The sequence below is a fragment of the Bacillus pseudomycoides DSM 12442 genome (assembly GCF_000161455.1).
In the GTDB taxonomy this organism is placed as follows: Bacteria; Bacillota; Bacilli; order Bacillales; family Bacillaceae_G; genus Bacillus_A; species Bacillus_A pseudomycoides.
In genome coordinates this window covers 3,733,748-3,755,273 of sequence record NZ_CM000745.1, presented here as the reverse complement: position 1 = coordinate 3,755,273, position 21,526 = coordinate 3,733,748, and the positions used below count along the sequence as shown (strand labels likewise).

At 37.2% G+C, this 21,526-nt stretch carries 21 protein-coding genes and 1 other annotated feature; of the genes, 18 read left to right on the top strand and 3 right to left on the bottom strand.

Translation table 11 applies throughout. The annotated features are described in order from the left end of the window. The first annotated feature begins 26 nt into the window (after positions 1-26). From BPMYX0001_RS19090 to pheA, 14 genes are all read left to right on the top strand, one after another. On the top strand, positions 27-770 hold the full coding sequence (locus BPMYX0001_RS19090; protein ID WP_006096065.1) for a M23 family metallopeptidase: 744 nt from the start codon (positions 27-29) through the stop codon (positions 768-770). Further along, positions 763-1,623, top strand: a complete 861-nt coding sequence (locus BPMYX0001_RS19085; protein WP_018781684.1) for a M50 family metallopeptidase — start codon at positions 763-765, stop codon at positions 1,621-1,623. The genes BPMYX0001_RS19090 and BPMYX0001_RS19085 overlap by 8 nt, the downstream gene beginning before the upstream one ends. Before the next feature lie 67 nt (positions 1,624-1,690). Continuing rightward, positions 1,691-3,082, top strand: coding sequence for an Rne/Rng family ribonuclease (locus BPMYX0001_RS19080; RefSeq protein ID WP_003208621.1), 1,392 nt, complete (start codon positions 1,691-1,693; stop codon positions 3,080-3,082). A gap of 73 nt (positions 3,083-3,155) precedes the next feature. Beyond that, positions 3,156-3,233 (top strand) — a sequence feature (ribosomal protein L21 leader region). Between the two features lie 14 nt (positions 3,234-3,247). Then, positions 3,248-3,556: a 50S ribosomal protein L21 gene (gene rplU, locus BPMYX0001_RS19075; protein ID WP_003200848.1), complete on the top strand. Its 309-nt coding sequence runs from the start codon at positions 3,248-3,250 to the stop codon at positions 3,554-3,556. A gap of 11 nt (positions 3,557-3,567) precedes the next feature. Further along, a complete protein-coding gene (locus tag BPMYX0001_RS19070) occupies positions 3,568-3,912 on the top strand; it encodes a ribosomal-processing cysteine protease Prp (RefSeq protein ID WP_006096063.1) in 345 nt (114 codons plus the stop codon). A 3-nt stretch (positions 3,913-3,915) separates the two neighbouring features. Then, positions 3,916-4,206, top strand: a complete 291-nt coding sequence (gene rpmA, locus BPMYX0001_RS19065) for a 50S ribosomal protein L27 (RefSeq protein ID WP_000944957.1) — start codon at positions 3,916-3,918, stop codon at positions 4,204-4,206. A 64-nt stretch (positions 4,207-4,270) separates the two neighbouring features. Beyond that, positions 4,271-4,819: a sporulation initiation phosphotransferase B gene (locus tag BPMYX0001_RS19060; RefSeq protein WP_003208615.1), complete on the top strand. Its 549-nt coding sequence runs from the start codon at positions 4,271-4,273 to the stop codon at positions 4,817-4,819. Next, on the top strand, positions 4,819-6,105 hold the full coding sequence (gene obgE / locus BPMYX0001_RS19055; RefSeq protein ID WP_003200852.1) for a GTPase ObgE: 1,287 nt from the start codon (positions 4,819-4,821) through the stop codon (positions 6,103-6,105). The genes BPMYX0001_RS19060 and obgE overlap by 1 nt, the downstream gene beginning before the upstream one ends. Before the next feature lie 497 nt (positions 6,106-6,602). Further along, positions 6,603-7,310, top strand: a complete 708-nt coding sequence (locus BPMYX0001_RS19050) for a response regulator transcription factor (RefSeq protein ID WP_003200854.1) — start codon at positions 6,603-6,605, stop codon at positions 7,308-7,310. After that, a complete protein-coding gene (locus BPMYX0001_RS19045; RefSeq protein WP_033799121.1) occupies positions 7,300-8,382 on the top strand; it encodes a HAMP domain-containing histidine kinase in 1,083 nt (360 codons plus the stop codon). Before BPMYX0001_RS19050 ends, BPMYX0001_RS19045 begins: the two co-directional genes overlap by 11 nt. Positions 8,383-8,476: 94 nt before the next feature. Beyond that, on the top strand, positions 8,477-9,253 hold the full coding sequence (locus BPMYX0001_RS19040; RefSeq protein WP_006096061.1) for an ABC transporter ATP-binding protein: 777 nt from the start codon (positions 8,477-8,479) through the stop codon (positions 9,251-9,253). Then, the gene (locus tag BPMYX0001_RS19035; RefSeq protein ID WP_033799120.1) at positions 9,228-11,141 is read left to right on the top strand and encodes an ABC transporter permease; all 1,914 of its coding nucleotides are present in this window, start codon (positions 9,228-9,230) and stop codon (positions 11,139-11,141) included. The genes BPMYX0001_RS19040 and BPMYX0001_RS19035 overlap by 26 nt, the downstream gene beginning before the upstream one ends. A gap of 49 nt (positions 11,142-11,190) precedes the next feature. Beyond that, positions 11,191-13,104: an ABC transporter permease gene (locus BPMYX0001_RS19030; protein ID WP_033799119.1), complete on the top strand. Its 1,914-nt coding sequence runs from the start codon at positions 11,191-11,193 to the stop codon at positions 13,102-13,104. Between the two features lie 96 nt (positions 13,105-13,200). After that, on the top strand, positions 13,201-14,052 hold the full coding sequence (pheA, locus tag BPMYX0001_RS19025) for a prephenate dehydratase (protein ID WP_003200865.1): 852 nt from the start codon (positions 13,201-13,203) through the stop codon (positions 14,050-14,052). Between the two features lie 34 nt (positions 14,053-14,086). Here pheA and BPMYX0001_RS19020 read toward each other — a convergent pair whose 3' ends face one another. The 3 genes from BPMYX0001_RS19020 to BPMYX0001_RS19010 form a co-directional block, all read right to left on the bottom strand. Continuing rightward, positions 14,087-14,734: an MOSC domain-containing protein gene (locus tag BPMYX0001_RS19020; RefSeq protein ID WP_006096058.1), complete on the bottom strand. Its 648-nt coding sequence runs from the start codon at positions 14,732-14,734 to the stop codon at positions 14,087-14,089. 88 nt (positions 14,735-14,822) lie between these two features. After that, complete coding sequence (locus BPMYX0001_RS19015; protein WP_003208602.1) at positions 14,823-15,365, bottom strand: transcription repressor NadR; 543 nt, start codon at positions 15,363-15,365, stop codon at positions 14,823-14,825. Then, positions 15,365-16,507, bottom strand: coding sequence for an IscS subfamily cysteine desulfurase (locus tag BPMYX0001_RS19010; RefSeq protein ID WP_029427232.1), 1,143 nt, complete (start codon positions 16,505-16,507; stop codon positions 15,365-15,367). The genes BPMYX0001_RS19015 and BPMYX0001_RS19010 overlap by 1 nt, the downstream gene beginning before the upstream one ends. 366 nt (positions 16,508-16,873) lie before the next feature. Between BPMYX0001_RS19010 and nadB the strand changes: the two genes are divergently transcribed. The 4 genes from nadB to safA all read left to right on the top strand — a co-directional run. Next, positions 16,874-18,400: an L-aspartate oxidase gene (gene nadB, locus BPMYX0001_RS19005; protein WP_018781690.1), complete on the top strand. Its 1,527-nt coding sequence runs from the start codon at positions 16,874-16,876 to the stop codon at positions 18,398-18,400. 19 nt (positions 18,401-18,419) lie between these two features. Beyond that, entirely contained in the window at positions 18,420-19,253 is an 834-nt protein-coding gene (nadC, locus tag BPMYX0001_RS19000) for a carboxylating nicotinate-nucleotide diphosphorylase (RefSeq protein ID WP_006096055.1), read from the top strand. 29 nt (positions 19,254-19,282) lie between these two features. Next, positions 19,283-20,389, top strand: a complete 1,107-nt coding sequence (gene nadA, locus BPMYX0001_RS18995; protein WP_006096054.1) for a quinolinate synthase NadA — start codon at positions 19,283-19,285, stop codon at positions 20,387-20,389. Between the two features lie 204 nt (positions 20,390-20,593). Continuing rightward, the coding region (gene safA, locus BPMYX0001_RS18990; protein ID WP_033799118.1) for a SafA/ExsA family spore coat assembly protein at positions 20,594-21,526 on the top strand (933 nt) is incomplete at its 3' end.

Sequence of the window (21,526 nt, the reverse complement as noted above, 5' to 3'; positions counted from 1 at the left end):
AGAGGTGGCAAAAGGAAGGGGACAGGATGAAGAATAGACGTGTAGAAGAGATTAAAAAACGGATTGCAAAGAGAAAAGAAGAACAAGAGAGACTCGAGGAAGAACAGTATTTTTCTGAAGGAAACTTTGATGGAGAAACGATGTTCATTGAAGAAGGTGAAAAAGAGGTGCATCCTCTTTTTCGAAAGGAAGTATTTTTATTTAAATTTTTATTAGCGGCGATTCTCGTTCTCTCGGTAGCCATTTTATTTAAAAATGCACCAGCTTCTTTTGATGGAGCAAGAACGGTTGTAAAACAAGTTATGCAAGAGGAATTTCAGTTTGCTACTGTATCCAAGTGGTACGAAAATCAATTTGGAAAACCGCTCGCTTTTCTACCTGCAAATGAAAAGAAACAAGGCATACAGCAAAAAGATTATGCAGTTCCGGCTTCAGGGAAAGTTATGCAAAGTTTTCAAAAAGATGGCCAAGGTGTATTTGTACAAACAGCCGCGAATACAACTGTTGAATCGGTAAATGAAGGGGTTGTTATTTTCGCTGGTAAGAAAGAGGGGTTTGGGAATATAGTTGAGATCCAGCATGCAGATGGTACGGAATCATGGTATGGAAATTTAGGTGAGGCATCTGTAAAATTATATGATTATGTTGAAAAGAAACAAAAGGTTGGAACAGTTGGGACCAATGCGGATAACAAGAATGGCAAGTTCTATTTTGCAATTAAAAAGAATGAAAAATTTATCGATCCGATTCAGGTGATTTCATTTGAATAAATATAGTGAAGTATTGTCAAAAATTACAGTGCATCCACTGTTTTGGGGAATTATAGCTATTGGGATTTTTACGGCGCGTTTTAAAGAATTACTACTTTTATTTTGTATCGTTTTGATTCATGAGCTTGGGCACGCCTTCGCAGCTGCTCATTATAAATGGAGAATCAAGCAAATACAACTTTTGCCGTTTGGCGGGGTGGCAGAGCTTGAGGAACATGGGAATAAGCCGTTAAAGGAAGAATTAATCGTTGTAATAGCAGGACCTATTCAACATGTATGGATGATTGGGCTAGCTTATGCTTTGGCTAGGGCAGGATGGTTTAGTGAGGAACTTTATCATTTCTTTGTATGGAACAATTTAATGATTCTAGGGTTTAATTTACTACCAATTTGGCCACTAGATGGTGGAAAAGTATTGTTTAATGTTTTATCACATCAATTTCCTTATTTACAAGCGCATGAGAAAATGATGAAAATATCATGTGTTTTTTTTAGTGTAATATTAGGTTGGCAACTGTTTTGGAATAGTAATAGTATTATGATGTGGGTGCTGCTTCTGTTTTTAGCTATTTCTTTATATCAAGAATGGAAGCAACGGCGCTATGCGTTTATGCGTTTTTTACTAGAACGTTATTATGGAAACAAGCGAGATATTGAAAAGATTGCTCCAATTGAAGTGCGAACTGAGGATCGATTATACACGATTTTCACAAAGTTTCGGAGAGGGTATAAGCACTCGATTATCGTTCATGGTAAATATAAAGAGCATTATACATTAGACGAAAACGAATTGCTTTATGCTTATTTTACCGAAAAACGAACTACTTCATCTGTGGAAGAGTTAATCGGTTAGTGTTGACGAGGACACTAACCTTTTATATTGTAAGAGGAAAAGAAAATGAAAAAGTGAGGAAAGTATTTTGAAGACGTTATACATCAACTATACTGGTTCGGAAAAACGGGTTGCTGTAGAAGAAAAACAAAAGATTGTTGAGCTTTTATGGCAACGAAATCAAGAGCAAGAGATTGTTGGGCATATTTATGTGGGACGTGTCGTACGAACGATTGCTGGGATGAATGCAGCGTTTGTAAATATCGGTTTAGAAAAACATGCCTATCTTTCATATGACGATGTTCCATCATCATATCGAGTGCACGAAGGACAAGCATTGCTCGTGCAAGTGGTAAAAGAAGCGATTGATACAAAAGGGCCAAAATTAACAGCGAATGTAGAATTTACCGGGAAATATGTCGTTTATATGCCTTATGATGAAATGCGCGCTGTTTCCCGGAAAATAAAAAATAATAAAAAACGGCAACAATTGCTTGAAATTCAAGTAGAGGGAACCGGAGGCTATATTTTCCGTTCAGCTTGTGACAAAGGTGCAATTGATGAAGTGCAGATTGAAATGCAACATTTTCAAGATCTGTATAAAGAATTAAAAAGAAAAGAAGAGCATGGAAAGGCACCGTTATTACTCCATCGTCCAGCAACCTTTTTAGATCGTGTATTTAAAGAAAATCCGATTGAAACAATTGAAAAAGTAATTGTAGATACACGCAGTATAGTACCGGAATTGCAAGATAAAGTAGGAAAAGAAAAGGTTTCGTTTTACAATGAAACAACTTCTATGTTCATTCACTATGGTGTGGAGCGTGAGATTGAAAAAGCACTGCAAAAAATAGTGTGGTTATCAAACGGTTCTTATTTAATTATTGAGCAAATGGAGACAATGACGGTAATTGATGTGAACACCGGTAAATTTACTGGAAAGCAGAACTTGCAAGATACGGTATTACGGACGAATGAAATAGCTGCGGAAGAAATTGCTCGTCAATTAAGACTGCGTGATATTGGTGGTATGATTTTAATTGACTTCATTAATATGAAAAAAGAAGAAAATAAAGAAAAAGTAAGAGAGAGGCTCATTTCCTCATTACAAAGGGATCGTACATATACACGTGTTCTTAGATTTACAGAGCTCGGTATTTTAGAAATGACACGTAAGCGAAAAAAACACTCGCTCCGTGATGTATTATTAGACGATTGCTCAGCGTGCCAGGCGACAGGATATGTAATGTCTCATGAATCAATTGCATACGAGCTAGAAAGAGAACTTGTTACATATAGTAGTTCGGAGGACGAGGCGGTATTAATTGCAGCTTCAAAAGAAGTACAAAAAATATTTTTACAAAAAGAATTGCAAAAAAATATACCGTTCCAAGTTTATTTCACAGATGAAGAAGCTGAGAAATATGCAATTATTCGATTTGGAACGAGGCAAGAAATGATGCTGCGTAAAAATAGTTAGCAGAACATTTATTGACAATAGTCAACGTTTCGTGATAACATCTTTATGTTATAGTTTATAGCACCTAAACTGCTATATGCTACAACCGCACAAGACAGGTTCCAAAAAGGCATTTTATGTCTACCTCGTTTTGGCGAGTCTTAGTAATTATGAGGAGGTGCAAGTATGTACGCAATTATCGAAACAGGTGGAAAACAAATTAAAGTTGAAGCTGGTCAAGAAATCTACATTGAAAAATTAGATGCTGAAGCTGGTGAAACTGTTACTTTTGACAAAGTTCTTTTCGTTGGTGGCGAAAACGTGAAAGTTGGTAGCCCAGTTGTAGAAGGTGCAACAGTTACTGCGAAAGTTGAAAAACAAGGTCGCGCTAAGAAAATCATCGTTTTCAAATACAAAGCGAAAAAGAACAATCGTAAGAAACAAGGTCATCGTCAACCTTACACTAAGCTAGTGATTGAAGCAATCAACGCTTAATTCTGGTTAAGATGATTAAAATTACGATAAGTCGCACGAAATTAGGAAGTATCCAATCATTTAAAATGACTGGGCATGCCGATTATGCACCACATGGACAAGACCTTGTCTGTGCTGGAACAACTGCGGTCGTGTTTGGATCTATAAATGCAGTGGAAGTACTTTGTAATGTGCAAGCAACTATTGAGCTCGGAAGTGATGGTGGATTCTTAACGTATGAGTTGCCTAATGATTTAGATGCTCATACAGCAGAGAAAGCTCAAACGCTTTTAGAAGGATTGGTTGTTTCGCTTAAGACGATTGAACTTGATTACGGAAAGTATATCCGTTTAATAGAAAAAATGCAGGAGGTGTAACGTATGTTAAGATTAGATCTTCAGTTTTTCGCATCTAAGAAAGGTGTAGGTAGTACAAAGAACGGTCGTGACTCTCAGTCAAAACGTCTTGGTGCTAAACGCGCAGATGGTCAAACGGTTTCAGGTGGTTCAATTCTTTACCGTCAACGCGGTACAAAAATTTATCCAGGTGTTAACGTTGGTCGTGGTGGCGATGACACTTTATACGCGAAAGTTGACGGCGTAGTACGCTTCGAGCGTCTTGGCCGTGACCGCAAACAAGTGAGCGTATATCCTGTTGCTCAAGAAGCATAAGAAACTCACGGAAAACTCTAACCTGAGTGCAGGTTAGAGTTTTTCTATATTAAGGGGTATCTGGATGAATAAAAAATGGACAATTATAGATGCGTTGAGCCATTCTAGGCATGATTGGCTCAATCGTATGCAGATGATTAAAGGAAACCTCTCCCTTGGAAGAGTGGAAGAGATTCATGGGCTCATCGATCGTTTTGTCCAAGAAGCGAGACAAGAATCCAATCTGATGGGGCTATCGATGCCTTTATTTTCAGAATGGATTTTAACATATAATTGGAAACAGCAGCCGTGCTTATTGGAGTACGAAGTATTAGGGAAATTACATAACTTATCTCATTACGATGAAGAAGTGTGTACGTGGACGAATGAATTTTTCTCAATGCTTCAGCATAGTTTAGACGTTTATGTTGAAAATTATGTTTGTATCACAATTGAATGTGACGCGGAGAATGCTCGTTTCTTTTTTGATTTTCGTGGCAAGCTAACGAATGTAGAAGAACTACAAACGTGGCTTACAAACCAAAACAATGAATCGTATTTCATTTCTTATACAGTGCGAGATGATGAAATCTCGGTTATATTACAACCAATCGAAAAAAGTGTGGTGAAATAATGTTTGTAGATCAGGTCAAGATATATGTAAAAGGCGGCGACGGTGGAAACGGAATGGTTGCGTATCGTCGTGAGAAGTATGTTCCAAAGGGTGGCCCAGCAGGTGGCGATGGCGGTAAAGGTGCAGATGTTGTTTTCGTTGTTGACGAAGGCTTACGTACATTAATGGACTTCCGCTACCAACGTCATTTCAAAGCTGATCGCGGTCAACACGGGATGAGCAAAGGGCAACATGGCCGTAAAGCTGACGATTTAATCGTAAAGGTTCCACCAGGAACAGTTGTAAAAGATGAGGAAACTGGTCAAATTCTTGCGGATTTAGTAACGCATGAGCAATCAGCTGTTATTGCAAGAGGTGGTCGTGGTGGCCGTGGTAACTCACGTTTTGCAACACCGACGAACCCAGCACCAGAAATCGCTGAGAACGGGGAACCAGGTCAAGAACGTGATGTAATCTTAGAATTAAAAGTATTAGCGGATGTTGGACTTGTTGGATTCCCAAGCGTAGGTAAATCAACATTATTATCCGTTGTATCATCAGCACGTCCGAAAATTGCAGAATATCACTTTACAACAATTGTTCCAAACCTTGGTGTTGTTGAAACTGGTGATAACCGCAGCTTCGTTATGGCTGACCTTCCTGGATTAATCGAAGGAGCACATGCGGGCGTTGGACTTGGACACCAATTCTTACGTCATATCGAACGTACACGTGTTATCGTGCATGTTATTGATATGTCTGGTTTAGAAGGCCGTGATCCATATGAGGATTATGTTACAATCAATGCTGAATTAAAAGAGTACAATCTGCGTTTAACAGAGCGTCCACAAGTTGTTGTTGCAAACAAAATGGATATGCCAGATGCAGAGGAAAACTTACAAGCATTTAAAGAGAAAGTAGGAGACGAAGTTCAAATCTTCCCAATCTCTGCCGTAACAAAACAAGGTGTTCGTGATCTATTATTTGAAGTAGCAAACTTAGTGGAAACAACACCAGAATTCCCAGTACATGATGTTGTAGACGAATCTGAAGCAAGTGTAATGTACAAATTTGAATCTGAAGGATCTAAGTTTGAAATTACACGCGAAAGTGACGGTACATTTGTCATTTCTGGTTATGATATTGAGAAAACATTCAAGATGACAGACTTCTCACGTGATGAATCTGTACGTCGTTTCGCTCGTCAAATGCGCGGAATGGGTATTGATGAAGCTCTTCGTGCACGCGGTGCAAAAGATGGTGACATTGTAAAAATTCTTGAATATCAATTCGAATTTATCGATTAAGACTGCCAAAATACGGCAGTCTTTTTTATAATCGAGAAAGGAGTGTAAATAAAGCGATAGAAATACAGATTGGAAAACCGATAGAAAGCTTAATTTTTAGGTGGGAGAGAGGATCTGGTCGAGCGTAGAAGCGGTCAGTGCCTTTTTGAGCCCCATGCCATGTGAGAACAGAGGGAGAAAAAGAGTGGGGATTTCCTCTTGTTTTCAAGGCCGCAATTTGTATGTTAGAAGTCAAAGCGATAGAAATACAGATTGAAAAACCGTTAGAAAGCCTAATCTTTAGGTGGGAGAGAGGATCTGGTCGAGCGTAGAAACGGTCAGATCCTTTTTCTGCCCCATGCCAAGTTAAAACAAAAGGAGAAAGCAAGTAGAGGTCATCTTTTGTTTTTCATAGCCATGACTTATACGTTGGAAAATCAAAATAGATATTCATTTTTAAATTCAGAAGAATGAAAGAAATAGTCACTCCGTAGTAAGAAACAAGGGAGAGGGAGTATATGTATAAAATATTAATTGTAGAAGATGACGAAAAGATTGCTGGGATATTAGAAGAACATTTAGAGAAGTATGGCTATCAATCATTTCGAGTGGCAGATTTACGCCATATAAAAGATGAATTTGTGAAAGTGAATCCACATTTAGTTTTACTCGATATTAATCTCCCGTACTTTGATGGTTTTTACTGGTGTCGTCAAATTCGAACTGTATCTAATGCACCAATCATTTTTGTCTCTGCACGAACCGGAGAAATGGATCAGGTCATGGCAATTGAAAACGGTGGTGACGATTATATTGCAAAGCCATTCCATTTAGATATTGTTATGGCGAAAGTAAAAAGCGCCTTGCGTCGTGGATACGGTGAGTATGCTTCATCGGCAGAAAGCGATTGCTTTGGTGTGAGGGGATTGCTGCTATTTCCATCACAACATACAGTTGAGTGGCAAGGGAAACAAATAGAGCTCACAAAAAATGAATTTTATTTATTAGAGTGTTTAATGAAGCAGGCAAATCAATATGTAACGCGTGAGGAGCTCTTAGAGGCATTATGGGATGAACTAGCATTCGTTGATGATAATACATTAACAGTGAACGTAAAGCGTGTCCGAAAGAAGCTAGAGGAGCTTGGGATTGTAAATGCAATCGTAACAAAGCGGGGATACGGTTACGCACTTCTTACAGAGTGGGGAGATGGGCATGAAGCTTAAGGGTTACCTCATTGATCGTTTTCCTTTAATTGTTTCATATATTGTGAGCCTTTGCTTATTTGGACTTGTATTACAACTACAAGGACTTTTAGAGAAACGATCGATACAGTGGAGTACATGGTTGTATGGCCTTTTACTAGCGACTATCGTATTTATTATATACCTGATTTATGATTATCGAAAACGCAGCGTGTTTTTAAACAGAATCGAACAATACATTGCTGGAGGACATACGTTACATGACTCTTTATTAATTGATGCTTCCTATACGGCTGAACAAGAAATGATTGTAGAAGCATTCATTTTGCTTAGACAGCAATATATGAATGAGGTTCACCAGAAGCATGCGAAAGATCAACAGCAAATGATCTTTATGAACCAATGGATTCACCAAATGAAAACACCAGTTTCAGTGATTGAATTACTGTTGCAGAAATTTGGTAAAGCGCATCGCGAAGCAAGAGAAACGGTTGAAAGTATTCGTGAAGAAAATAATCGTATTTTACATGGTTTAGATTTAGCGTTACATATGGCAAGGTTAGAACAGTTTGCAAAAGATTACAAAGTGGAGGTAGTAAATGTACTAGAGGTTGTTCGAGAGGTTATTAACCAAAATCGAAAATCTTTCATTCAATCTTCTGTATATCCGAAAGTAATGTTTGAAGAAGAAACGTGTACGATCGCTTCCGATCGAAAATGGATTAGTATTGCAATCAATCAAATTGTTATGAATGCAATTAAATACACAAAAATCTCGCAAGTGGATAAGAAAGAAATTCAGTTTCAAATAGAGGAGAAGGAACAGACAGTTTTATTACATATTTGTGATACTGGAATTGGTATTCCAAAGCAAGACATCAAACGAGTTTTTGAACCATTCTTTACAGGAACAAATGGAAGAAAAACAAGAGAAGCAACAGGAATGGGATTATATATTACAAAGGAAATTTGTGATAATCTTCATCACGGAATTTACGTGCAATCAACCGAAGGAGAAAGTACAACATTTACATTCCAATTTGCAAAAGATGAAGAATATCATGCATTGATGAGAAAAATGACAAAATTGTAAGATAACAAACGGTTTTGTAAGGAAAATCACTCGTTTCTTTTTCTTATTTTTCTTATAGTAAATGTAAGAAGAAAGCACATAGGGGGATTTAGAAATGAGTGTTCTTGAAGTAAAAGGTTTAACGAAGGTGTATCAATCAAAAGGATCAGTGGCAACGACTGCTTTACACGATATAAATTTTAAAATTGAAGAAGGCGAATTTGTAGGTATTATGGGTCCTTCAGGAAGTGGGAAAACAACACTTCTAAATTTATTAGCAACAATTGATAAGCAAACTTCAGGCCATGTTTATGTGAATGGTGAAGAGATTAGTCAAATGCGTGCTACAAAACTAGCGGAATTTCGCCGTACACATTTAGGGTTCATCTTCCAAGACTTTAACTTACTTGATACGTTATCGATTAAAGAAAATATTATTTTGCCATTAGTTATGGCGAAGCGCCCTGTAAAAGAAATTGATACGAAAGTACTTGAAATTGCGAAGTTTTTAAATATCGAAGGAATTTTAAATAAAAAAGTATATGAAGTATCGGGTGGACAACAACAACGTGCGGCAGCTGCACGAGCAATTATTCATGAACCGACATTAATTTTAGCAGATGAGCCAACTGGGAATTTAGATTCTAAGTCTGCGAAATCTTTAATGGGCGCACTGCAAGATTTACATGAACAGAAAAAAGTAACAATTGCCATGGTAACACATGATCCAGTAGCAGCTAGTTATTGCGAACGTATTCTCTTTATACGCGATGGAGAAATTTTCTCAGAAATTCATAAAGGAAAAACAAAGCAAGCCTTTTTCCAAGAAATTTTAGATGTACTTGCGATGCTAGGGGGGGAATATCATGAACTTTCGCCAGCTCGCGCTTAATAATGTAAAAGGAAATTGGCGTAATTATAAAGCTTTTCTTATTAGTAGTTGTTTATCAATCTTAGTATTTTTCATGTACGCTTCCTTCATTTATCATCCAGATGTAGTGAGCGGAAACATTAGCATGAAGACGATGGTTACAAAAGGGCTAGAATCAATGAACTATATCATTGTCATCTTTTCAGCACTATTTATTTTATATGCTAACTCAACGTTTTTACGAGCGAGAAAAAAGGAGTTTGGTTTATTAACATTAATAGGTGGAACAAAAGCGCAGCTTGGTCGTATGATTATACTAGAGCAAATGATTTTAGGTGTAATCGCAATTGTAGTAGGGATCGCTCTTGGTATGCTTTGTTCAAAGCTCTTCTTTCAAGCTTTAAGTGTATTACTTGGTGTAGATAAAACACTTCCACTTGTATGGAATGGAAAAGCAGTTCTGATTACAGCTAGTGTATACTTCGTTCTCTTTTTCATCCTATCATTATTCGGTCTTTGGACGGTCGGTCGTTTGCAAATTATTGATTTATTAAGAGAAGCAAGAAAACAAAAAGTAGAGCCTTTCGCATTTACATGGCTATGTGTAGTCGGGATATTATGTATTATTGTCGCGTATGTACTTTGTTTCCAAGTTACGCTTATGAATTTCGTTATGCTATTTTTACCGATTGTAGGACTGACAATTGGAGGAACGTACTTACTATTTACGCAAGGTAGCACTGTTGTATTAAAGGTGTTACAAAAACGAAAAAAATCTTTTTATACATATCCCAATATGTTTGTACTTAGTAATCTTATTTATAAAATGAAAGATAATGCTCGTTTTCTCTTTGTTATATCCATTATTACAGCTGTTGTTTCTTCCGCGGTTGGTACACTGTATGTATTCTTTGAAGATATGAGTTATAAAACAGTAGCTAGTACGCCGCATGCTATTTCATATGAGGAAAAGGGAGTAAATACACATAACATCATTAGTGAAGAGAAAATGCAAGAGTTATTGAAAAATCATGGGTTTGAAGATGCACGAAAAGTAACATATGTAAAACTTCCAGCAACACAGAAAATAGAGGGGTTGAATGGCAATCATGAGATGCCGTTAGGTATTATCTCAGAAAAAGAATATAATGCAGAAGCACGTAAGCAAAAGAAAGAGGAAGTTCATAATGAACCAGGAAGCGCAACGATGGTTTTAATTGATATGATGAATGACTTTGTGAAGTTAGATCGTACAAAACCATTTGAGTTCACGCTGAACGGACAAAAACAGTCTATTAAGCTAAATGATCCAATTGCACAATCTGTTTTTAACGATGAAGGGTACCTTATTGTTAATGATCAAGACTTTGTGAAATATGCAAAGGTTGTATCAGATGAAGAAAAGACAAAATATTACGGATATTATATTGGAGACTGGAAAGGAACAGAGAATCTTGTAGTAGACCTGAAAAAAGAAATTGCACAAGAACAACAACAGAATTTCCATAATTCAGTTCTTACTTATAAAGCAATAAAGGAACAAGGGGCAATTACAATGTTCATCGGTTTCTTTGTAGCAGTACTATTTTTCTTCTTTGCTTGCAGCATGACATACTTTAAATGGTTTAATGATAAAGAACAAGATCGTGTTCAATTTAAGTCATTAAAGAGAATCGGTATGACAGATAAAGAAATTCATAAAATTGCTATTCGCCAAATGGGAGTCATTTTCTTTATTCCAATTCTCATTGGTACATTGCATAGCGGATTTGCTCTTCATACATTAGGGAAAATGCTTTATTTAGATTTATGGAAATCAGGTGCGATTGTTATTGGAGCATATATTGTAGCTTCGGCAATTTACTTTATGATTGCACAAAGAGGATATTTAAAACACGTAAAAAGCTAGGGAAACCTCTAGCTTTTTACGTGTGTAACAGGTTACAGGGGGAATGCAGATGAATGTCAGGCAGCTAGCGATACAAAATATAAGGGGGAATTGGCGGAGTTATAAAGCATTTGTATTAAGTAGCTCTTTTTCTGTAGCAGTTTTTTATATGTATACATCTTTTGTTCATCATCCGGAAGTTGTACACAGTAATGTCCACATTGGAATTCGATCAGGTTTACAAGGGTGTAGTTATCTTATTCTTATGTTCTCGGCACTGTTTATGTTAGGTTCTAATGCTACTTTTCTTGATGCGAGAAAGAAAGAATTAGGATTGCTTAAATTAATGGGATCTACAAATGCTAGAATCTCAATTCTACTATTCTTAGAACAGGCTGTAGTGGGCTTGGTATCAACTTGTATTGGGATTGGGGTTGGGATGTTATTTTCAAATTTATTTTTAATGACATTAAGTGTACTCTTAGATTTAGAGAATAGGATTTATTTCATCTTTCAAATAAAACCATTCTTGATTACCGTTGTTGTATATGCAATTCTGTTTTTTTCTTTAGCACTATTTGGTTTGTGGAATGTGCGGAGGTTAGAAATTGTTGATTTATTATTGGATAAGAGGAAAGGACGTAGAGTTTTTAAAGTAGGGAAATGGCGATTTGGTTTAGGGATTATTTTACTTTTATGTGGATATACCTTTGCGGTAAAAGTAACGCTAGGAGAGTTATTTCTCTACTTTTATCCAATCCTTAGTACTGTAATTATAGGAACTTATTTTTTATTTACTCAAGGCAGTTTATTTGTTTTGAAAGGACTTCAAAAACAGAAGAATATCTATTATACATATCCAAATCTATTTGTGCTTCGCAGCCTTGAGCATAAATTGAAAGATCATGCGAAGTTTTTATTTTCCATTTCTATTTTGACAGCAACAGTTATTACAGCAACAGGAACTGCATATGCATATTTTTCTGACCTTCCCAAAAGCGCTATGTTTTCATTTCCTCATGAAATTTCCTATACAGAAAAAGGAATAGAATCTCATGAAGTGATTTCTCCCGATGAGCTCTTAGTACTATTTGAAAAATATGGTTATGAAAATGTAGAGAAAGTACAGTTTATCGGATTACCAGGAAAGTTTATTACAACACATGACGGACGTCTGTTTCCGATTACAGTTATTTCACAAACGGATTATAACAAAGAAGCAAAGAAGCAAGGAAAAAGCATGGTAAACAATAAAAAAGGTTATGGCACATTTATAAACCCAATGGCTTTTGATGGTCAGGATGTGTATAACAAGGAAATATTCTATTTTCAAATGTTAGGAGTACCATATCAAATTAAATTGCATGAATCTAAATCAGATATGGTTTTTAATGGAGATGGCGCTGGGCACCATAATCAATTATTAGTTGTACGGGATGAACAGTTTAAACAATGGGAAAGTGTCATTCCTAATCATGAAAAATATGTATATTATGGTTATAATATTCCAAATTGGCAGGAGCAAAAAAAATTCGCGTTAGAAGTGAGGGGAAAAGTGTCTCCAGATTATTCTTCTTCGATGAGAAATAAGATCAGTATATATATCCAATTTAAGGAAGGGGGAGCAGTGTTATTATTTATCGGATCATTTATTAGTATTCTCTTTTTCTTAGCAACTTGCAGTATGACATATTTTAAATGGTTTTCAGATATTGAGCAGGATCGTAAAGAGTATCAGTCTTTAATGAAAATAGGGATGGAGAAAGGAGAAATAAAACGGATTGTTAGACGGCAAATGGGGAGTTTATTTTTTATTCCTATTGTGGTCGGTATAGTGCATAGTATATTTGCTTTCTATGCATTGAGTAATTTAATGGAAATGAATGTGTTATTTACAAGTATAAAGATCATCGGTATATATTGTGCAGCAACAGCTATCTATTTCTTCTTCGCTCAAAAAGAATATATGAAACATATAGACTAGCAAACGCTAGTCTTTTTAAAATATTCAAAATTCACATAGAAAAATAAAAATATTCATGGTATAACAGTAAGAAAACGAAAAAGAGGGGAAAAGACGATGATTCGAGTTGGCTATTTAGGACCAGAAGCAACATTTACAAATATGGCGGTGAGTCGTTTTTTTCCGGAGGCAGAGCATGTGCCATATCGCACGATTCCTGATTGTATGGATGCTGCAGCAAATGGAAATGTAGACTTTGCAGTTGTACCGTTAGAGAATGCGATTGAAGGTTCTGTTAATATTACTGTTGATTATCTTGTGCATGAGCAGCCGCTCTTCATTGTAGGAGAAATTACAGTGCCTATTCAGCAACATTTACTTGTGCATCCAGATTATGAAGAGGTGTGGAAAGAAGTATATGCAGTTCATTCTCATCCGCATGCGATTGCGCAATGTCATAGGTTTTTAAATGAAGAATTAAAAGGTGTAACGGTTCGGGATATGACTTCCACAAGTGCAGCGGCGCAATATGTGAAAGAACATCCGGAAGAACGGATCGCTGCAATTGCAAATGAAGCGGCAGCAGAGAAGTATGATTTAGCAATTGTGCAGCGTAATATTCATACGCATAAAAATAACCATACACGTTTCCTCGTGTTACATAAAAAACAGCGGGCACTACTACCGAAAAACGGTGAGAACCGCGGGGAGAAAACGACACTTATGATAACGTTACCTGCTGATTATGCAGGAGCACTTTATCAAGTATTATCAGCTTTCGCATGGAGAAAATTAAATTTATCGAAAATCGAATCTCGTCCAATGAAAACGGGACTTGGTAATTACTTTTTCTTAATTGATGTGGATAAGGCATATGATGATGTGTTGTTGCCAGGAGTAACCATGGAGCTTGAGGCACTTGGTTTTTCTGTGACGGTGCTGGGGAGTTATTCGTCTTATTGGTTGTAAACAAAAATAAACCTCATTGCATATGCAGTGAGGTTTATTTCAATTTTGCTAAGCGATCTACTAATTGCTCGCGCCAAGCTTCTGCTAGTTCTGGAACAGCAATAATTTTCTCCATTGCCTCTGTATCTTTCCGTCTATGAAAATATACTTCGTTAGAAAACAGAATAGAAACTTGATTTGGATGGCGCTCTAGTAGTTTCATTTGTGAGTCTTTGCGAACAACGCCTTCTTGAAGAACACGGCATAAATAGCCGGTATAACCGGTTTCTACAATGCGCGGTAAAATACCGGGGATGCCAACTCTTTTTGAGATGGTACTACACGGTATCCGGCCTTGTGTAATTTGAATGACAGCCTCACCTAATTGATATGTATCGCCGATGAAAATATCATGTTCTAACATATTTGTTACGGTAATATTTTCGCCAAATGCAGAGGGTGGGAGTGTTGTTTGAAATTCTTGTTCCCATAGCGCGTAATGTTCATACGGATAGATACAAACAGCGCGATCAGGTCCGCCGTGAAACCTTAGGTCAGCTACACCATCTCCAAGAAATCCGTCTTTTGATAGAAAGGCTTCTTCTGTAAGCTCTTTACAGATGCCTGTTGTCATTTCTTTATTTTCTCCATATTGCATTTGTTTTGGTTTGCCAATGCTAAAGTGAACGAGTTTGATTCCCATATCATCTCTCCTTTACCAATTGATTTCAATATTATATCATTTCATAAATAAAAGCACAGAGAAGAATGAAACTCTCTGTGCTTTTATTTTAATAAACAAGAAATCCAGCGCGATCTAGCGCATCACAAGCAGCGTTTAATTTTTCTGTGGAATCTGCTTCAATTGTATGTAAGTGGATGCCATCTGTTAATTGAGATAGATAGGAAGCATTTGTATCTTCAATTTTTTGCAAATATTGTTCAACATCAAAACGATTGCTCACCATAATAGAAGCTGTTATGTCGCCGTATACAGGATGTTCTACTTTTACATCTTTAATTGTAACACCGTGGTCGACTAGCAATGTTAATTCTTGGCGTACTTCATCTGGTTTATGCTGGCAGACGATAACACGTTCAAATGTATTTTTCTTTGCTTGTGGTTTTAAATATAAATATCCTTGTGCAGTTGCGATAATTGGTTCGTTTCGCGCTTTTAGTAAGGAAATATCTTGTACGATGACTTGCCTGCTGACATTTGTTTTCTTAGATAATTCACTCCCGGATAACGGTTCGTTAGCAGCAAGGAGCCATTGTAAGATGAACTGTCTTCTTTCTTCTCCTAAAATCTTTTTCTGGTCATTTTGTTTCATTATAATTTAACACCTCTATAAAATTGATTTCCAATTGTGCATAGTGCATGAATGGTTGTATCAATATGTTCTTCCGTTGTATGACGTCCAAATGAAAAGCGGACATACTGTTTTGCCTCTTCATACGTTTTTCCAATTGCAAGCATTGTTTTTGAAGGTTCTTGTTTGCCGACTTGACATGCGCTTCCTGTTGAAATGGCAATGCCATGGCGATTGCATTCTAACATCGTGTACTGACCTTCTATTCCCTTTATTGTAACCCCAATAATATGAGGTAAACAAGAAGTAGAATGTCCTTCTACTTGAATTTCAAGGGGAATTGCTTGTAATTGTTCTGTAAAATAGGATCGTAATTGCTCAAAACGAGCGCGTTCTTCTTCACGATCGTCCAATATATGCTCTGCTGCTGTCAGAAACGAAGCGATACCGGGAGCGTTAACTGTACCAGGGCGAAATCCTTTTTCGTGAGATGTCCCTGGGAAGACTGGTTCCCAGCGAACTTTTGGGTTTATATAGCAAGCTCCGACACCCTTTGGTCCGTAAATTTTATGTGCGGAAACAGAAAGGCTATCAATTTGCATCGTTGTGACATCAATTGGGAGTTTACCAAATGTTTGTACACAATCTGTATGAAATAAAATATGGTGTTTTTTTAGTAGTGCTCCAATTTCTGAGATAGGTTGAACGGTTCCAATTTCAGAATTACCGTGCTGAATACTTGCTAAAACTGTATCGTCTGTAATTGCTGCTTCTAAAGCCTTAAGGTTAATAAGCCCGCATGAATCCACAGGAATTTCCGTGATTGTATATCCTTGCTTTGTTAATGACTGAAAGTAGCTGCGAATCGATGCGTGCTCCATCGGTGTTGTAAGTATGTGCTTGCCGCTTTTTGCATTTAAGAGCGACTGGATTGCAAGATAATTAGATTCAGAACCACCGCTTGTGAAAAATACGCCTTGTTCTTTTCCTCTAATCATTTGTGCAAATGCTCCCCTGCAAACTTGTAGTAAAGAAGAAGCTGTCCCTCCGATATCGTGTAAACTTTGTTCATTACCGAAGTATTGCTGTGCTGCTTTCGTATATGTGTCAATCGCTTCTTTGCTCATTGGTGTTGTAGCTGCATAGTCAAGATATATCATAATGTATAGTCCTCTCTATAGTAGAGTTACATTCGTTTTTTTATTTTAAAGTATATAAATTCAAATTAAAAAACCGACATAAACCCTTTCTTTTTAGGTGGGAGAGAGCATCCGGCCATGCGTAGAAGCGGTCAGATCCTCTTCCTGCCCCAAGTAAAAACAGAGAGAGAAAATGAGTGTAAGTCCCCTTTTCTCCTTCATAGCAGCGATTTATATGTCGAAAAAATAAAATGGATTTATATAGTATGAGAATTTCGTTAAACTCCTTGGTGAAAATATTACTTTCTAAAAAACTCTTGTCATTATTTTAAAACTATGTAAATATAGGTGTCAAGACAGTTGAAAAGTGTAAACTAGGAGGCAATGATCATGCCAAGTGCAGATGTCTTAATTATCGGAAGTGGTGTTGCAGCACTTAGTGTTGCGAAAGAGATTTGTCACGAAAAGAATGTGATGATTATCACAAAGAAAACAGGCCGCAATAACAATACGCATTTAGCGCAGGGCGGAATTGCAGCAGCTGTAGCTACATATGACAATGCGAATGATCATTACGAAGATACAATAGCGGCCGGCTGTGGCTATAACAATGAAGAAGCAGTTCGATATTTAGTGGAAGAAGGGCCGAAAGAGATTCGTAAGCTCATTGCAAATGGGATGGAATTTGATGGAGATGAAAACAGACCCCATCTTGGAAAAGAAGGTGCGCATCGAAAACGACGTATTTTACATGCTGGTGGAGATGCAACAGGACGAATTTTATTAGAGCATTTGGTTCAGGAAGTCGCTCCGTACGTTACAGTAGTGGAGCGAGAAATGGTGCTCGATTTAATTATAGAAAATGATACATGTAAGGGCGTTTTGACCCGTGATAGTGAAGGAAATATACATCGTTACTATGCTGAACATATTGTATTAGCTACAGGCGGTGTTGGAGGGGTGTATGCATTTACGTCTAACGACGAGACGATTACAGGTGACGGACTCGCGATGGTATACAGAGCTGGTGGCGAACTTGTTGATTTAGAATTTGTGCAATTTCATCCAACGATGCTATATGTAGGCGGACGTTGCTGTGGACTTGTTTCAGAAGCGGTACGGGGTGAAGGAGCTGTTCTGTTAAATGAAAAAGGACAGCGTTTTATGCTGGATGTACATCCGCAACATGATCTTGCACCGCGTGACGTAGTGGCACGTGCGATTCATGAACAGCTTCTTGCAGGTGAAAGTGTATACTTGGATATTTCTTCTATTCAAAACTTTGAAGAACGTTTTCCTACTGTATCGGCATTATGCAAAAAGAATGGTATAGATGTAAAAAAAAATAGAATTCCAGTTGTTCCTGGTGCTCATTTTCATATGGGTGGCATTAAAACGAATTGTGATGGAGAAACATCTATTCCGCATTTATATGCTATAGGTGAAGTAGCTTGTAACGGTGTGCATGGTGCAAACCGATTAGCGAGCAACTCATTGTTAGAAGGGCTTGTGTTTGGAAAACGAATGGGAACACATATTTTAGCTCATCCGGTACAAGAAAAGATAAATAATAGCGAAGAAATACATGGAATATCAAAAGTTCCTCAGTTACCTACGAAAAAAGAAATACAAAAACATATGATGACGTACGTAGGAATTGTACGAACAGAAAAGAGTTTATTATATGCGAAGCAATGGTTTGAACATTATCGTATACAAAGTGTTCGAATGCAATATGAAGCTTTTACAAATGAAGATATAACAATTATAAATATGCTAACAGTTTGTCAGCTCATTACAGAAGCGGCACTGCAAAGAAAAGAGAGCATAGGTGGTCATTATCGTGGTGATTATCCAAGACGAAATCAAGTAACGAAAAAAATTATTCTTGCTAATAGAAATTTACAACTTGTGTAATGAGGGGAAGAGGGATTGTATGAACGCGTTAAAGGTAAGAAAAGCATTAGAAAGATTTATTCTGGAAGATATTGGAGAAAAAGATGTAACATCTCAGCTTATTTTTCCTGATAATTTAAGGGCAAAGGGAACGTTCCTTGCGAAAGAAACGGGGGTATTCGTAGGGACAGCAGTAATTGAACAAGGATTTCGATTATTAGATGACGGCATTCAAATTACACTTTATAAAAAAGACGGAGATTTCGTAGAAAAAGGTGAGATTTTAGCAAGTGTCGAAGGACCAATTGCATCTTTATTAACAGCGGAGCGTGTAATTTTAAATATTATTCAACGCATGAGTGGTATAGCAACGATGACGCGCAAAGCTGTTCTGGCGCTAGAAAGTGATCATACACGTATTTGTGATACGAGAAAAACGATGCCAGGGCTTCGCATGTTTGATAAATATGCGGTTGTTTGCGGAGGCGGATATAACCATCGCTTCGGATTATACGATGGTGTCATGATTAAAGATAACCATATTGCTTTTGTAGGGTCTATTACAAAAGCTGTTACATCTGTGAAAGAAAAGCTTGGGCATATGGTGAAAGTTGAAGTGGAAACGGAGACAGAAGAACAAGTGCGCGAAGCGATTGCCGCAGGAGCGGATATTATTATGTTTGATAACCGTACACCAGAAGAAGTTCGTGAGTTTTCTAAAATTGTTCCAAGTACAATTGTGACAGAAGCATCCGGCGGCATTACAATTGAAAATTTATCGAACTATGGTGGAACAGGGGTAGATTACATTTCACTTGGATTATTAACACATTCTGTAAAGGCGTTAGATATTAGCTTTAATATTGAAGTTTAAGGTGAGAGGGTTAGAGGGGGAGATTACAAATGAGTATTTTAGAGAAAGTTCAGCTAATTGAAACGATGTTACCAGAGCGTTATCAAACGATGTCAGTACAAGAAATGGAAGAGCGCGTTCGTGAAATTAAAGAAAAATTAGGGGAAGCATTATTTATTCCAGGGCATCATTATCAAAAGGATGAAGTTGTTCAATTTTCAGATGCTGCGGGAGATTCATTGCAACTTGCGCAAGTAGCGGCTAGCAATAAAGCAGCGAAATATATTGTCTTTTGCGGTGTGCATTTTATGGCTGAAACAGCAGATATGTTAACGGCCGATGAACAGGTCGTTATTTTACCAGATATGCGTGCTGGCTGTTCCATGGCGGATATGGCAGATATCGAACAAACAGAACGAGCTTGGAACGAACTTACGCAGTTATTTGGGGATACGATGATTCCATTAACATATGTCAATTCTACGGCAGCTATTAAGGCATTTTGTGGACGAAATGGCGGGGCGACAGTAACATCTTCAAATGCAAAAAAAATGGTATCTTGGGCATTTACGCAAAAAGAGCGTCTTGTTTTTTTACCAGATCAACATTTAGGAAGAAATACAGCGTATGACCTAGGTATTTCATTAGATAAAATGGCGGTTTGGGATCCGCATACAGATTCATTAGAATATGATGGGAATATAGAAGATGTGAAGGTGATTTTATGGAAAGGTCATTGTTCGGTTCATCAAAATTTTACTGTGAAAAATATTGAAAGCGTACGAAAAAATCATCCTGATATGAATATTATTGTTCATCCAGAATGCTGTTATGAAGTGGTAACAGCTTCTGACTATGCAGGGTCAACAAAGTATATTATTGATATGATCGAACAAGCACCATCTGGAAGCAAATGGGCAATTGGTACAGAGATGAACTTAGTAAACCGGATTATTCATCAACACCCGGATAAAGAAATTATTTCATTAAACCCTTTTATGTGTCCTTGTTTAACGATGAATCGTATTGATTTACCACATTTATTGTGGGTGTTAGAAACGATAGAGCGTGGAGAAGAAGTCAATGTTATTCAAGTAGATAAGCAGGTGACAAAAGAAGCAGTTCTTGCCTTAAATCGTATGTTAGAGCGTGTGTAAAAGCGACGGATTTCCGTCGCTTTTTTATTAAACATAATTAGCTAATTGCAGTCATACATTGTGTTGAGGGAATCATTGTATTTTTTCATATTCGTGCAATATTGTGTATGACTAAATGGTAAGAGCAAGAGTGTTAAATTATAGAGGACAGTTTCACTTTACATTATTTTGGCTTATAGATAAGTAATACAGGAGGGGGAAAATTTGAAAATTCATATCGTGCAAAAAGGGGATACCCTTTGGAAAATTGCGAAAAAGTACGGAGTAGATTTTGAAACGTTAAAAAAGGCGAATACGCAGCTTACTAATCCCGATCTGATTATGCCAGGTATGAAAATAAAAGTGCCATCTAGCAGTGTGCATGTGAAAAAAAATATGGGTGCTGGTTCAGCTCCTCCAAAAGAATATGTAAAAGAGGTACAACAAAAAGAATTTGCAGCGACACCTACGCCGCTTGGAATAGAAGATGAAGAAGAAGCACCATATCAATCTGCGCCGATTACGCAGCAACCGGCTATGCAGCAAACGCAAAAAGAAATGCAAATGAAGCCGCAAAAAGAAATGCCCATTCAAAAAGAAAAGCCGATTCAGAAAGAAGTACCAATCCAAAAAGAAAAACCGATTCAGAAAGAAATACCTATTCAAAAAGAAGTACCTATTCAAAAGCCGCCTGTCGTTGAAAAACCAGCTGTAATTGAAAAGCCACCAGTTGTAGAAAAGGTAGAGAAACCTGTGGGAAAAGAAAGCACAAAGTTTTCAGTGAATATATTACCACAGCCACCACAACCACCGATTAAGCCTGCAAAAGACTATAAAATTTCAGATGTAATAAAAAAAGGAAGCGAGTTAATTGCCCCGCAAATTATTAATAAGATGAAACCGAACAATATAGTGTCACCACAAACGAAAAAAGAAAATGTAAGTAATATAGTTGCGCCGCAAATAAAAAAAGAAAATGTAAGTAATATAGTTGCGCCGCAAACGAAAAAAGAAAACGTCAGTAATGTTGTTTGGCCACAAGTGCAAAAAGAAAATGTGGGCAATATAGTGTCACCACAGACGAAGAAGGAAAATGTGGGTAATATAGTTGCACCGGATGTGACAAAAGAAAGTCTTATTATTCCACAAGTAACACCA